A 14,566-nucleotide genomic window follows, 5' to 3' on the forward strand; every position below is an offset into this window, starting at 1 on the left:
TTTTCAAACATTGAATCTTACGGTTATTAAAACTTTAAAAAAGTTAGTCTTATTATTTTGTTGAAATGCAGCAATTTCAATATCCTCGACCCATTCTTTTTCTTTTATCCTTTTTATCCATAAAGAAAAGGAATTATAAGAGTTTACACTACCTTCTATCGTTATGGTATTGTGGTCAAAATTAATTTTCTCTAAAGGTTTAATCTTTGAATGAAGGGGAAAAATTTCTAACTCTGAAATAACTAACCCGGAAGGTATATGTTCGCTAATTGTAGAAAGGTAATAACTTAAATAATTGCTGTTTTCAAGTCCTGATTCTTTTAAAATTGCCGTTTTATTTTCTTTATCATTTTCTAGAACCACCAACTTTTCATAAGCTACATTCTGTGCCCCTAGGGCTACCATAAGTTCTTGATGCTCCTGTTGATAATGTATTAACAATACGTAGCTGCTTAGTAATGAAATTAGAAAAAAACCTAAAACTCCCACACCTAAATATTGAAACAACCTACGATATAAAAGCTCTTCTTTTTGAATTTTTAAATCCAAATCAGGAGCCACTATATCATCGTTAGGGTATAAGTATTGAATGATACCTGCGAAAGGTAAAATAGTAGTTGAATTGAAAGTGTCGTTTCCTATTTGATATTCTTGCATCTCACTTGAACCTAATCTTGTAACTGCAGTTAATTTACCTTGTTCATAAGACAACTGATAATCATCGACTGAAATAGATGTATTATCTATAAAGGTTTTAATTGCAGAAAGAACTAAAGGCCCGATTGCAACGTCTACAATCGTTATTTGATTTTGCGCTAAGGATGTAAGATGTTTATTAACAAAGTCTTTTCTTGCTATCGATACAAAGCGTTGTTCTTTTTGAACTATTTCATACCAATAGAAATCATCCGGATCTGATTTAAAAATGAGGTCAGCTTGGTAATTTTTCTTATTTTCTACTGTTTTTGTAATAATCCCATTACCGCTTAATAGTAAAACAACCGGGCTATTTTTTACAATTTTAGAAAGTAATTGCTCATAATCTGCTGATTCAAATTGAGCTTCTATAAGTAACTCTTTTTTCTTTTTACGAACTTTGAAATACTGATACCGTACTTTACCATCTTCAAAATGAAAATGAACAGCTTGTATCGTATTACCTTCTAATATGCCCGTAATTCTCTGTAACATTTTAATACACTACGCTTGGTTTGATAAATACATGTAATTTCCCTCGATCCCTTGCCCTTCGGCGACTACTAAAAAACCATTTTAAAATAGGTATACGAGATAAAACCGGGGTACCACTTCCTGAGTTTTCTTTTTCTAATTCGTCTAATCCTCCTAGTAATATCATTTCATTATTTTTAACCCGTACTAGGGATTCAAATTTCTGAGTAGATTTTCCTGGTGGTGCATTTTCTCCTGCCCTTCCTAAAAAGGAACTTTTTTCTACACTAATTTCCAGGGTAACATGTTCATCCAGTGAAACAAAGGGTTTTATATTGACACTAAGATTTGCTTCTGTAGGTTTCCACTGTCCGGATTGCAAAATGTTATCATTGATTCCAGAATTTATCAATCGGTTCGTTTGTTCAAAGTAGTAATTAGTTTCTCCAATTGATAAGGTAGCTTCATGACCGCTAAGTGTAGCAATTTTAGGCGTTGACTTTAAATTAATAATAGAATTATTTTCTAAAGCTGAAAGGTTGGCATAAAAGTTTTTAGTAACCTTACCTAAATTAATAACGCCTAAACCGTTGAATGCATCTATTAATTCATTAATAGAACCAGCATTTAAAGTGACATCAGTGTTTGGAAATAATACCCCGTTGGTTTGAATTTCCTCTGAACCATCTCCTAAAATTGCCTGTAAGCCTGTTTGTACGTCATGTGATTTTTGATACTGTACAATTAAAACTTCTATTTTGACCAGGGGTACTACTTTATCTAGTTTTCTGATTACTTGTTTTAGTTCTATAATCATAGGTTTTGAACCCGTAACTAGCATTCCGTTTAATTCTACAAACTCCTGAATTTCAACATCCTGAATCATAGATTTTGGGATGGTAGCCAGAACGGACTCAATCGTACGATTCTCCAATTGCACTAATTCTGAAGTCCGTAAGCCCGCAGATGTTTCTTTACCAATATGATATAAATTTTCAAACTGATTGAAGGTATATTTTTTACCAGTGAAGATTTCGTTAAGCAAATCATCAAAGTTGATAGCATTAGAATAAATGGTCGCAACTACCTCATCAGGTTTGTCGTATAATACATAATTGATCTTTAATAATTCAGCCGCTTCACTAATTATTTCGGTGGCATTGGCTTCAAAAGCTTTAATGGATAAGTAACCATTTTCATTTAGCGATATTTCAAGATCCCCCGACCCGGTATTTCTTCTTTTTCCATTTCTGGAAGTAGTTCTACGCCTATTGCTTCCGGAAGTAGGGACAGAAGCATCAACAACCGCTTCATAATCCTTTGATAAAAAATAAAAACCATTCTCATCCACTTCAGCAATTAATTGGTTTGATTTAGCTAGCATATTAATAACTTGATCAAATGGGCGATTGAGTATGTACGCTGATACTTTCATTGTTTTAATGTCCGGAGCCAATACAATATTTTTATTTGCAATTTCAGTGATCTTAGCAGCAACTGATGGTAGTGAATCGTTTTTTAGCTTTACAGATAAGAAATTATTTTGGTTATTATAAGTAATATCCAATATTCGTTTTGGAGTTAATTTAGGTGGTTCTTCAACAATTTCTAGTGGTTTAAAAACAATAATATTATTCATAAATTGAACATCCAGGTCGTATTTTCGGATTAAAAAAAGAAAAACATCTTTGACTTTAACATCAAAAAAATTGCTTACTACCATTTGGTTTAATCCCGGGTCTACATCTACGTTTAACTGATGTTCTTCAGCTAGTGAAGTGATGATTTCAAATAATGTTAATCCTGAGACGTCCAGCTGAGTCACCTCTTCTAAACCTGGCTTGGATTGAGCTATTTCATCAAGTCGTTGTTCCACGGTTGCTCTTTGTGCATGTAGGTTCAGTATACCTCCTAAACAACACAGTATTATAATTTTTTTAATCATGTTTTTTATTATGCTTCAATTATAATTGCATAAACCTCTTCTATAGAAGTTATTCCTTTTTCAACAAGTTTTAATGCCCTTCCGGATAGACTGGTACTTTTATAATCCGCAATCTGCTCTTCCAGATTCCCTGTATTTTTTTTAATCTGTTGTGATAGTTCATAACTTATAGGAACTACTTCATAAATAGCCGTTCTACCTGTATATCCGGTATAATGACAATGTTCGCAGCCGTTAGATACCCAGTGTTTTTCAAGATTTTGTAGAAGTTGATTTTTATAAAGAGCAGCATCAAAGCTGACACACCTTTTACAGGAATTACATAGTTTTCTTACTAACCTTTGAGCTACAGAAACTTTTAAAGTCTCTGCGATTAAAAAAGGGGGAATACCCATATCAATTAACCTGGATATCGTACCTAAAGCAGAATTGGTATGAATCGTGGATAATACAAGGTGCCCTGTAAGGCTTGCCCTAATGGCCATTTCGGCCGTGGCCCCATCTCGTATCTCCCCTAACATAATAATATCCGGATCTTGTCGTAAAAATGTTTTTAACGCGCTGGTAAATGTAAGTCCGATATCTTCTTTAAGCTGAACCTGATTAATCCCTTTAAGCGTGTATTCAATCGGGTCTTCTACCGTTACTATATTACTAGACACAGTATTTAGCAATTTAAGGCTTGCGTAGAGTGTGGTAGTTTTACCAGATCCCGTAGGACCACTTATTAAAATTATTCCTTTTGATGCTTTTAAAGCTTCCAGGTAACACTCTTTATCAGCAAGCTCCAGACCTAACTTTTCCATACTCAAATGACCTGTATCACGTCCTAGTAAACGCATTACAATTTTTTCTCCATGTAAGGTAGGAAGTATGGATACCCTTATATCGAAGCTATCGTAATTAATACGTCCATCTTGGGGCAAACGCTTCTCAGTAATATCAAGGTTGGATTTAATTTTTATTTTATTTACCAGTTCCAGGTAATTATCCAGATCAATTTTAAACTTTTCAATTAATTTACCGTCAATCCGATACCGGATTCTTGCTTCATCTTTAAATACCTCAAAATGTATATCACTACTACCAATTGCTTTTGCTTCAAAAATTAATTCTTCCAGAAAATCCTTTGCAGTTGCATTAAAATCAGAGGTGAGGGTTTGTTTTTCTTGTTTATGGTTTCCTTTTCTGTAGTAAGAAACCAAAGCTTTTACTACTACCTTTGAAGAAACAGGCACTAGTGCTATGGTTTTACCCAGAATTAATTCTAACTCTTCCCGGGTACTCGTATGATTATGTTCTTGATCTACAAAGAAGTAAAGCGTTGAACCTTTATCTTCTTTAGGTATAACCTTATAATTATGGGCTATTTCAGCATTTATAAGTTGTTGCTGCTCTGTAGTCAATACTATTTCTTCTACCATCTCCATTACAAATGACTATTAAAATGAACCAGATCGTAATTAAACCATTGATCTATCATAAGAAGTAGCATCATATATATTGCCAATAAACCTGCCAGTGGTACTAATTCAGTTTGTACTAAAAATTTTAGGAGTAAAAAGCCCAAAATGGAAAAAACCATCCCTGTTATAAAAAACAAAATGTAGTTATAGGTAGAAAAATAGGGTAAAACACTCATAAAAAATAAAATATCACCTAACCCAATTACTTCGCTCAAATTATAATTCCATTTTTTATTTTTTATCATCATATACATATAGAGTCCTGTAAAGGTTAAACCTAAAAAAATAATGTTATAAAGTAATATAGATGTGTGATAACCCTTTTTATAAAAGTTTAAGATTCCTATAATTCCCAAAGCTATAGGTAAACCTATGTGAATTGCCCTCATTTTGAAGTCCTGCCAGGTTATAATAGCCAGGACTATGACGACTAAAGCTTGAAACACTACATTCACGTTTTAGTCTTTTACTATTTCTTTTAATTGTTTTTTTTGGTCTATTTCCCAGGTATTATAATTTCCGTCATCATCAAAGTCTGATAAAGAAGTAGCTGTAGCCTTAAAAGAATTAGTTGATGCTTCTGTAATTTGAATATTGTAAACTGCTTGACCGCCTTGCTCTATGGTTAAAGCTGGTTCAAAACCCAATTCGGTGAAATCTGCGGTATATTTTGAATGCCTAAAAAAGTAATTTTTTTCCAGACCGTACAAATGGTTTAACATGCTTTGTGCTTCAATGGATTTTGCCTGCGTTATAACCGAAGTTTGACTGGGCAGTACCATTAACAATAAGATACCGATTATACAAAGTACAATAAGTATTTCTGTCATTGAATACGCACTAGCATACCAACTTTTATTTTTTGTTTTATTAAGAACCGATAACTTTAAACAATTCATTTTCTGTAAATTATAAGATTGCAAAAATATAAATTTTTGTTAATAATATCTAAAATATATTTTTCATCCTCCATTTATGATTTTACTTAAATCAAACATAGGGGCATACATAGCTATCATAATTAATCCTACTACACCACCTATTATGAGTATGATCATAGGTTCCAGAATTACCCCGATCATTTTGGTTTTATGTTCTACTTCTTCGTCATATTCATTAGCTAATCGCGAAAACATCGTATCTAACTCATTAATCTCTTCGGCTACTTCTACCATAGACACTAATTTATAATCATATATCGCATGCTGTTTCATAGCTTTAGCAAGCGGAACCCCCTTGATAACATTTTTATGAATCGAATCAATAGAAACTTCAATCGGATAAAATCCAATCATCTTTTTTACCATCACCAGTGATTCGGTCAAGGAAGTTTTTGAGGTTAATAATAAATCTAGAAACTGACAGTATCGGGCCAGATAAATAGTTTTTACTAATTTTCCAAAAAAAGGAATTTTAAGAATTAAAAATGATCGATATTTTCTAAAAGTAGAATTTTGTCCATATACTTTAAGTACCAGTATACTACTTAGTACCAAGAGAACTCCCATTCCTAAAATCAGCGGAAATTTATCAGATAATATGATAATTTTTTTAGTCAATCCCGGTAAATCTCCATCAAACTGATTAAAAACAGATTTAAACATAGGAACTACATAGTTTAACATAAAATATAAAACTCCAATAGTCAGAATTAATACAAATGACGGGTACGTGATAACCGAAATGATCTGTTTCCTCAGTTTAATCTGACGTTTAAAATATTTATGAAGTTCTAACAAAACGGTATCCAGGCGTTTTGTCTCCTCCCCGATTTTTATACTGTAATACTCATAAGACGAAAACTTACCGGTAGCCTCTAGCGCTTCATAAAAACTCCGGCCTTTTACCACATCTTTCTTTATTTTATCTATTAATAATTTAAGATGAACCTTCTTCTGTTGTTTAGATAAAATCGTTAAAGCTGACTCAAAATCAACTCCTGCGCTAATAAGGGTGGATAAGTCTTTATATAAAGCTTCTTTCTCTTTTGCACCAACTTTTTTAGAAAAGGAAATTTCTTTTTTCCAGAATCCTGTATTAACTGCTGAAGTTGGTTTAACCGCAATAGTTCCGCTTTTTTGTATATTACTAATATCTATACCCATTACAATTTCATTTTAAAATTTGGAGGATAATATTTGTATACGCTAAAGTTCAAATTTTCGTCATATAATTGTGTAACAATTTTTATTTGGCTTACAGCTCTTTTTAAAGTTGAAGAAAAGTCATTTTCGATAATTTTTATATGTTGAATTTCTAAGGTATCTGTATTTTGTAATTGCCTACGTATTATAGTCTTATTACTAATTCCGTATTCAATTTTGCGATTGTTATAAAAGATAACATCAAAACCTTTATCCGTACGGACAACTTTCTCCGATTCATACAGATCCGTTTTTAACTGATTATACATTCTTGTTATAGAATTTTGCTGTTCAATATCCTTACGGTAACTTGAAATATGTTGTGCAAATGAAGAATACGCAAAATAAATTAATCCCATAATAATTGACATTATTACCAGGTTAATTAACATTTCCATGATAGTAAAAGCTTTAACGCTACTGTTCATCTTTTCTAGTTGAATACAAATAATGATGGTTAATAGTATCTTTAGAATTTACAACCTTAAACTGTATATGTTGTATATCACTTTTATCGTCAAAATTTTGACTAGTTTTAATAATACTATAATCCCCTAGATTATAAATAGCATCATCAAAATCGTTTTTAATAATGGCTGTATTCCACAATTCTTCGACTTTAAAATTAGCCTGATACTGACTTAAAGAATAGCTATTATGTAATACTGTAGTGTATAATTGTGTTGCAATTAACAGGCACGTAGCTATAATCGTAATTGCAATTACTGATTCTAGTAACGAACTGGCTTCTACAAACATGCTACTGTACACTTTTAATATTTTCGATTTGGTTGTTGCTATCATTAAATAAAGGTAGGTTTACAAAAAAATCAGGTTTTTTAGTAGCATCAATAATTCCATTAAGAACTACGTCAGCATATTTAGCACTTTGTGTTTGTAATTCAAATTTATGAACATAGACGGTTCCAAATACATTACCCTTATGCTGGAACAAGCCATTACAATAAACATCCCCTATAATTGAAGCATTCTCTTCAAGAGATAACCTGTTGTTTTGTTTTTCTCTAAAACTTGAAGCATCCAGGATTACACCTCCATAAATCGTACTATTTTCACTAATTGTAATTGTTTTCTCAAAATCCCTATCACTTTTATAAATTGATATTACCGAAGGGTATTTTAAGCTTACATTCTTTTCCAGTATCACTTCTTTTGTAGCTTCGATTTGAATACTACCTGTAAACCCTTCTTCCACCACAACCTTAGGACCTTGAACAAGTATATCTTCGAACTTACAAGTTTTTGGTATGTATAAGGTATCCAAAGATTTTAAAATAAAATTTCCTTTTAGTGCTACATTCTCGAGAGATTCGGATTTATTTTTATAAACGATCAGCGTGTTTTTTGAAAAACTATTATAGTTAATATTATTCTTTATAACTTCTTCAAGAGTTATTTTAATAAGTTGTTTTTGATTTACCAAATCTTCTATTACTATTCTAGGTAGTTTCTGTGAAGCTACCTTTATAGCTCCTTCTACTTTTGAATTATTTTTATAAAGATTCCCTAATATATTCACTGTTTTAAAACGTTTTTTGGGTAAGTACATTTCCCCAAAAATTTCTGTTGTTCCTGAAACTTTTAATTCTTCTCCAAAATCACATAGATATAAAGCTAATGCGCGATCTTTATTTTTTTGACCCACCATAAAACTCTTTCTTATAGTATCTTTTTTAAAGAATGTTTTACCAGACATAATTTGATACATACCCCACTTTTTATATTGAAAAGAACATTTAATTCCATCATTAAATAAGTCAACTTCTTGAGTCATATTTTCTTTTAAACCCTTTGTATTGGAATATATATATTGAAAACAAGATTCACATTGGTCTACAAGTTCATTTTTAATCTCCTGACGGGTTGCCATTGTCTTATTTAATGTAAAAAAATAAATAAGGCCTCCTGCCAGAATCGATATCATCAAGCATATAAAAATCGCATATAAAAGCGATCCGGCTTTAAGCATTAGTTATCTGTTTTATTTTTAACCGGCTTCTTTTTACTTTGCTTATTATGCTTTCTTTGTTTTACTTTTTGATCATTTAGCTTTTTTTGCTTTGCTCTTTTATTCTTTATTGCTTTTTTTTCTGCGGGAGTTTTTTTCCTAAAAAATTCTTTTACCGTATTATTGGATGAATTCCAGAATTTCGTAATTTTTGACTTAGAAATTTTCTTAGTCTTACTTTTAGAAATAGTATCTTTTGGTTTGACAACTATTTTGCCTTTTTTATAGTAAAGAGTATCTTTTTCTATATGATTAATCCATTTACCGGATTTAGCATTATGCTTATATCTACCGGAAAGCACAGGACTACCATTTTCATTGAAACTGAGAAAAGGTCCGGAAGCAATGCCTTGATCCCAAGTTTTAATTTCTTTAAGAATACCATTCTCATACCAGGTTTTCCATTTTTTATGTTTTAGCCCTTTTTCAAAATTACCTTGTTCGGCAATTCCGTTTTTTCTAAAATATTTAGTATATTTTCCCTCTAATAAATAACCGTTTGCTCCACCTAACGAAGAATGGACCCCTCCGCTTTTATACCAGAAATACTTCTTTTCAAAACTGTATTTTTTACTTATTTTTTTGTTTACAAAGAAGGTATAGTTATAATAATCATCGGATATTATTTTTCTCTCAACCTCATTTAAAGTTTGACTAAAATTGCAAAAAATTAATAAGAGACTACATAATAGTTTCATATTTTAAAGTATTTAAAACAGTATTCTATAAAAAAAATACACTTCTTTTACGGCTACAAAGTAAATACATTCTGTTAACATATGAAAATTTTTTCCTAAAACTATGTTAACAAATATTAAGCCATAAATTTATATTTTTAACCAATTTTTAATGTTTAAAATCATTTTTTGAATTATACTGTTTATTAAGAAACTTTGTTACATTATTAGTATCAAACTCGGCTAATTTGTTACTGTTTTTTAAACTTTTTTTTAATATGAGGTAATAATAAAATATAAATGCTATTTTAAAAGTTTGATCTAATGCTAATAGTGAGGTCATGGAAGTGATAAATATTACAAATTAGATTGATTCACTTGATATTTAGTACAATATTTTAATTATCAATTGTATTACGTAATAGCTCTTTATATTATAGCATTAAATCTAACCCTCCATTTTAAAGATATATAAGTTCATATTGAAGTAACTGTAGAACATTAAGAAGTCTGTATTAGGTTTTCCTTAAACTATTACAATAACAAAGAAAAAATCGTTTTCTCAATAGAGTCAAACTTAAAGTATTATTGTTCTATTATGGTGTCACGTTTTAAAGCTTGGATAAACCCCCGTCTCACTCAATCCATTTTCTAAATTCACTAGTGGTGGATGCACTTGTAATTAAATGGGGTTTGTAGTTTTTGATTGAAATAGCTAACCGATCCCCGAAGTAAGGTTCTATTTTTTCGATAAAATTGATGTTTACGATTTCGCTTCGGTTAATTTGAAAAAATTCTTTGGGGTTCAACTCTTTAATTAAGTCTGAAATTTTATAGCGAAATTCATTTTCTTTACCGTTTTCATCTATTGCAATGCACTTCCCTGAATTTGATAGGATTACCCCGGTATTTTTAGTACTTAAAATTTTTATTTCTGTTTTGCTTTTTATAATGACACGTTCTTTATAGTTATTCTGCAGACCGTGAATGGTTTCGGATAATTTTTTCCAATTAACTTCTTTATTCTGTAGACTTTCATACTTATCCATTGCTTTACAAAACTTATTATAACTTATAGGTTTGAGTAAGTAGGCAATTCCATTTACATCAAAAGCCTCTTGATAAAATGTATTGTAAGCTGTGGTAAAAATAATTGGCGACTTTATAATATTAGTTTTTAATAGCGAGAACACATTTCCGTCCAGTAATTCAATGTCAGAAAATACCAAATCTACTTGTTTGTTGGTTTTATACCATTTTTCAATAGCTTCTTTACTTTTCAGTGAAGTTACAATTTCGATTTTATTATTATATCGAATTAAATGATCCGAAATAATTTCAATATTAATAGCTTCGTCTTCTATAATAAGCACTTTCATAATTATAAAATTAGAGGGATGGTGACCATAAATTCATCTTTCGTTTCGGTAATAACCACGTTTTTATTAAAGTTAAGCAGGTATTGGCGTTTTAAATAATCATTCCCCGTTCCAGTTCCTAGGGTAAAATCCACTTTATTAAGTTTATTTTTGATAATAATCGTATCCTCTTTTCTTGAAAGCGAAATTAAAACGGGTTTTTCCTCATTCCCTTTGTTATGTTTTATTGCATTTTCTACGCATAGTTGTAGCGAACACGGAATAATATAGCCATCTGAATTTTCAATATAATGTTCAATTTTATAGGCACTCCCGAAGCGTTTTTCCATTAGACCCATATAATTTTTCAAAAATATAAGCTCGTTTTCTAGTTCAACTAATTGTTTTTTTCCGTGGTTTAGGTAATAGCGATATACATCAGAAAAATCGTCTATAAAATCTTCAATTAGTTCCGGGTTCTTTTTTGCTAATCCTGATAAAACACTTAAATTATTAAATAGAAAATGGGGTTCCAGATTTTTTTGTAGCATTTGTGACTGTAACGTAGCTTTTTCTTTTTCTATTTGTTCTAATTCAAGTACTGCTTTTTGGGATTGTCTAAAATATAAAAATGCAGAGGTAAGTGCGAAGATATCTGCAAAAGCAAAAGCAACGGTTAACATATTTACGAATCGAAATACAAAATCATAATTTGAACCATTAAAAGATATCCAAAGAATATAATCAAGTACTAAACCTATACTATCAAAAATTAGAAAAGACAAACCATAGACTTTTACAAATTTTAAGATGGTATTTGTAGTATCTATTTTATTAATAATTCTGAAAGAGACTAATACGGATAGTAAGGCTACTATAGAAAATATGAGAATTGTAACATGATGAAAATAATTATAAAAATCAATATCCCCTTTAATCCGCAAATAATATAACACAAGGATTTTAACTCCATTTCCTATTAATAATAAGGCAGTTACCAGTAAAACTTGTTTTAGATCTATTTTATAATTAAAAATCTTCACTATCTATCTTTTAGATTAACAAAATACATTTATGATTGATACTAGTGCTATTTAAACCCAAAATTCTTTAAACAGCTTTACTGTTTTGCCCTGGTTTGCTCCTCTTCATTTCCTGAATTACGTTGCTTGATTTTAATTTTCTTGTTTCCAAAGCTATAATTTAGACTGATTTTTATATTTCTGGTATCAAAATAATTATAATAGGTCTGGTCGATTCCGTTAGTATTGGTATTTACGTCGGTTGCTTTACGCCTTAAAATATCATTAAAGGCAAGCGTACAATTTAGTTTTTTATCTAGTAATGAAAATTTCAAACCTAAATCAAGACTGATCATCTCAGATATTGAAAAGTACATTAATTCTTGTAGAGAAGCATATACAAGCGTTGTTTCTGCCTGTACGGTTTTTGCTTCGTTTAAATCAAACACATTTCTGTTATAAATTTGAAAATTCCATTTACTTAATAATTCAGCATCTAGGTTAAATCCATCTTTGTATTGGGTATCCATTTTAGACAAGGTTGCCTGAGTAGTAGTACTCCACCGGTTGGTTGGATTGTACAACAAGGTTTCGGTTAATCCGTAGTTAAAAGCAGTAAAAAAGTTCTCAAAAGTAACTACGATTCTTTGTTGTGCTCCGTCTTCGGCTTCAATAATATTAAAATAGCCATCGTCTACGTGACTTACAAATGCTTTGCTAATAAGTTTACCCTTATAGATATGTTTTAGCTCCAAATTATTAGAAATTTGTGGTCTTAAAAATGGGTTACCCTCTTGATATGAAATTGAATTGATATAGAAACGAAACGGATTTAAACGTTCAAAACTTGGGCGTTGTATTCTTTTACTATAACTAAAGTTAAAGGTATTCTTACTATCCGGATTATAGCCAATAAATAGAGAAGGAAATAATTGATTATACGAATTTTTATCGGTTTGATTATTCGTTTTTGAAACGCCTATTGTCCGGGTATTTTCAAAACGAAGTCCAATTTTAGTTTGCCATTTTTTCCCTAAAGGTTTAGACATATCTGCATACAAGGCATTGATGTTTTCAGAATATATAAACGCATTACTTTGGGTGGGATCAAAAACCGGTGTTCCTGTAGAGGTGTTAAAAAATTGTACATCGCTATCTGTTTTTGTAGTTGTGGTTTTAGCCCCATAAGAAAGGTTTGCCCATTTAGTTGGATGTGTTACATCAATTTTTCCGCTGTAATTTTTAATGTTTTGGTTGGTACTATTATTTGCTTCAAAAAAACTGGTATTGGTTACAAACTGCTCACTACTAAAACTTCTATCAAAAGAATTATCAAAATTAAAGTAATCCACGTCTACAGCTATTTTTTTACCTAATGTATCCAACTTTTGAATATAATGAGCGTTTATGGAGTGGTTATTTCTTAAAGTCTTTGCCTTACCTCTATTGATAGTAAACGAACCACTTCCGTCATTTATTAAAGTTCTTCCGTTATCTTCTATCCCCTTATCTTCAGTTGAACCCGTGTATAAAACACCCACGCTAGCTTTGTTGGATATATCATAATCTAAGCCTAATCTGCCTGAAACCAGATTTTCTTTATTTTTCATATCCAGATTTGTTGCCGTAGAGGCAGAAGGAAAAACAATATCAAACTGATTAAACTGTGCCATATTTCCTTTGGTAGCATTTAAAGAAGCATGTATACTTAGCTTATTTTTACGATAGTTATAGGTATTCCCAAAATTTAGCAATGGATAGGTGGCTTGTGTATACGAAGTTCTTAGCTGATTGTTCCAGCTATTTTCTTTAGATTTTTTTAGTACGATATTGATAAGTCCGCTATTACCTTCCGCATCATATTTAGAAGGTGGCGTGGTAATAACTTCGATATTTTTAATATCATCAGATGCTATGGTGCTTAAATAAGCGTTTAATTCACTTCCGGCTAGTTGTATCATCCTATCGTTGATCATCACCCGTACGTCTCCTTTCCCCACGATAGCCAATTTATCCGTATCTACATTGACGCTGGGTGTTGTTTTTAAGGCATCCAGTGCCGTTCCACCAGTACCCGCTACCGTATTTTCTACGTTAAAAATTAATCGATCTACTTTTTGTTGGATTAGTTGTTTTCGCTTGGAAATTACTACTTCATCCAACTCCTGCCCTCCTTCTTCTAAAACGATGGTACCTATGATCGGTTGGGTGGGGTATATTTTTTTAGTTGTAAATCCTATAAAACTAATTTCCAGGTATATATTTTTATCCTTGATATGAATAGTAAAATCCCCATTTTCATTAGAAATTACACCGGTAAGTAGGGAATTATTAGTTTTATCTTTTGCAGTAATGTTAGCAAAGGCGATAGGTTGATTTTGTGGGTCTACTATTTTTCCGGTAAAGTCTTGTCCAAAACTAAACGAAAAGATAAAAGCGATTAAAAGTGTGGTAATGGTTTTCATAATACTATTGGTTTTTAATGAATGATACGCCAAAAGTATTCTGAGAAGGCAGTTTTTAAAACAGCTATACCATGAGTTCCCGGAAAAGTTAAATGAATTAGAGGAAATTAAAATTGTAATCTAAATCCGGAAGTGAAAGAGTGTCCCTCATTCCATTAAATCGAAAGGTGCGATGTATTTAATCGTCCTATTTTTTGCTTTTATTTTTTCTAATTGTTTTACAATTTAAAGGAGAGGTAAGTTTTACTATTACTGATAATCATCAAATTGTAAAAGTGCTTGTAAGTTTA

13 protein-coding genes are annotated in these 14,566 nt (G+C 31.1%); all 13 read right to left on the minus strand.

Features of this window, described 5'->3' with window-relative positions; genetic code table 11:
• Positions 1-3 precede the first annotated feature (3 nt).
• The gene (locus NBT05_RS17325; protein ID WP_265771152.1) at positions 4-1,191 is read right to left on the minus strand and encodes a hypothetical protein; all 1,188 of its coding nucleotides are present in this window, start codon (positions 1,189-1,191) and stop codon (positions 4-6) included.
• 1 nt (position 1,192) lies between these two features.
• Positions 1,193-3,115, minus strand: a complete 1,923-nt coding sequence (locus NBT05_RS17330) for a type II secretion system protein GspD (RefSeq protein WP_265771153.1) — start codon at positions 3,113-3,115, stop codon at positions 1,193-1,195.
• Positions 3,116-3,123: 8 nt separating this feature from the next.
• Positions 3,124-4,545, minus strand: coding sequence for a GspE/PulE family protein (locus NBT05_RS17335; protein WP_265771154.1), 1,422 nt, complete (start codon positions 4,543-4,545; stop codon positions 3,124-3,126).
• The gene (locus tag NBT05_RS17340) at positions 4,545-5,036 is read right to left on the minus strand and encodes a hypothetical protein (protein WP_265771155.1); all 492 of its coding nucleotides are present in this window, start codon (positions 5,034-5,036) and stop codon (positions 4,545-4,547) included. Before NBT05_RS17340 ends, NBT05_RS17335 begins: the two co-directional genes overlap by 1 nt.
• A gap of 3 nt (positions 5,037-5,039) precedes the next feature.
• Entirely contained in the window at positions 5,040-5,411 is a 372-nt protein-coding gene (locus NBT05_RS17345; protein WP_265771156.1) for a type IV pilin protein, read from the minus strand.
• Between the two features lie 132 nt (positions 5,412-5,543).
• A complete protein-coding gene (locus NBT05_RS17350; protein ID WP_265771157.1) occupies positions 5,544-6,686 on the minus strand; it encodes a type II secretion system F family protein in 1,143 nt (380 codons plus the stop codon).
• Positions 6,686-7,153 (minus strand): PulJ/GspJ family protein, encoded by a 468-nt coding sequence (locus tag NBT05_RS17355; RefSeq protein WP_265771158.1) that lies wholly within the window; start codon positions 7,151-7,153, stop codon positions 6,686-6,688. Before NBT05_RS17355 ends, NBT05_RS17350 begins: the two co-directional genes overlap by 1 nt.
• Complete coding sequence (locus tag NBT05_RS17360) at positions 7,143-7,484, minus strand: hypothetical protein (protein ID WP_265771159.1); 342 nt, start codon at positions 7,482-7,484, stop codon at positions 7,143-7,145. Before NBT05_RS17360 ends, NBT05_RS17355 begins: the two co-directional genes overlap by 11 nt.
• 1 nt (position 7,485) lies before the next feature.
• Complete coding sequence (locus NBT05_RS17365) at positions 7,486-8,715, minus strand: hypothetical protein (RefSeq protein WP_265771160.1); 1,230 nt, start codon at positions 8,713-8,715, stop codon at positions 7,486-7,488.
• Positions 8,715-9,452 (minus strand): toxin-antitoxin system YwqK family antitoxin, encoded by a 738-nt coding sequence (locus NBT05_RS17370; RefSeq protein WP_265771161.1) that lies wholly within the window; start codon positions 9,450-9,452, stop codon positions 8,715-8,717. Before NBT05_RS17370 ends, NBT05_RS17365 begins: the two co-directional genes overlap by 1 nt.
• Before the next feature lie 614 nt (positions 9,453-10,066).
• The gene (locus NBT05_RS17375; RefSeq protein WP_265771162.1) at positions 10,067-10,810 is read right to left on the minus strand and encodes a LytR/AlgR family response regulator transcription factor; all 744 of its coding nucleotides are present in this window, start codon (positions 10,808-10,810) and stop codon (positions 10,067-10,069) included.
• 2 nt (positions 10,811-10,812) lie between these two features.
• Positions 10,813-11,832 carry a sensor histidine kinase gene (locus tag NBT05_RS17380; protein WP_265771163.1) on the minus strand — a complete coding sequence of 340 codons (1,020 nt, stop codon included), beginning with the start codon at positions 11,830-11,832 and terminating at the stop codon, positions 10,813-10,815.
• Between the two features lie 77 nt (positions 11,833-11,909).
• On the minus strand, positions 11,910-14,276 hold the full coding sequence (locus NBT05_RS17385) for a TonB-dependent receptor domain-containing protein (RefSeq protein ID WP_265771164.1): 2,367 nt from the start codon (positions 14,274-14,276) through the stop codon (positions 11,910-11,912).
• Positions 14,277-14,566: the final 290 nt, after the last annotated feature.

The organism is Aquimarina sp. ERC-38 (assembly GCF_026222555.1).
Taxonomy (GTDB): domain Bacteria; phylum Bacteroidota; class Bacteroidia; order Flavobacteriales; family Flavobacteriaceae; genus Aquimarina.

Bases quoted from the DNA above. Each gene is read 5' to 3' on its own strand.
- NBT05_RS17325 (WP_265771152.1), bottom strand. From the start codon at position 1,191: ATGTTACAGAGAATTACGGGCATATTAGAAGGTAATACGATACAAGCT.
- NBT05_RS17330 (WP_265771153.1), bottom strand. From the start codon at position 3,115: ATGATTAAAAAAATTATAATACTGTGTTGTTTAGGAGGTATACTGAAC.
- NBT05_RS17335 (WP_265771154.1), bottom strand. From the start codon at position 4,545: ATGGAGATGGTAGAAGAAATAGTATTGACTACAGAGCAGCAACAACTT.
- NBT05_RS17345 (WP_265771156.1), bottom strand. From the start codon at position 5,411: ATGACAGAAATACTTATTGTACTTTGTATAATCGGTATCTTATTGTTA.
- NBT05_RS17350 (WP_265771157.1), bottom strand. From the start codon at position 6,686: ATGGGTATAGATATTAGTAATATACAAAAAAGCGGAACTATTGCGGTT.
- NBT05_RS17355 (WP_265771158.1), bottom strand. From the start codon at position 7,153: ATGAACAGTAGCGTTAAAGCTTTTACTATCATGGAAATGTTAATTAAC.
- NBT05_RS17360 (WP_265771159.1), bottom strand. From the start codon at position 7,484: ATGTTTGTAGAAGCCAGTTCGTTACTAGAATCAGTAATTGCAATTACG.
- NBT05_RS17365 (WP_265771160.1), bottom strand. From the start codon at position 8,715: ATGCTTAAAGCCGGATCGCTTTTATATGCGATTTTTATATGCTTGATG.
- NBT05_RS17370 (WP_265771161.1), bottom strand. From the start codon at position 9,452: ATGAAACTATTATGTAGTCTCTTATTAATTTTTTGCAATTTTAGTCAA.
- NBT05_RS17375 (WP_265771162.1), bottom strand. From the start codon at position 10,810: ATGAAAGTGCTTATTATAGAAGACGAAGCTATTAATATTGAAATTATT.
- NBT05_RS17385 (WP_265771164.1), bottom strand. From the start codon at position 14,276: ATGAAAACCATTACCACACTTTTAATCGCTTTTATCTTTTCGTTTAGT.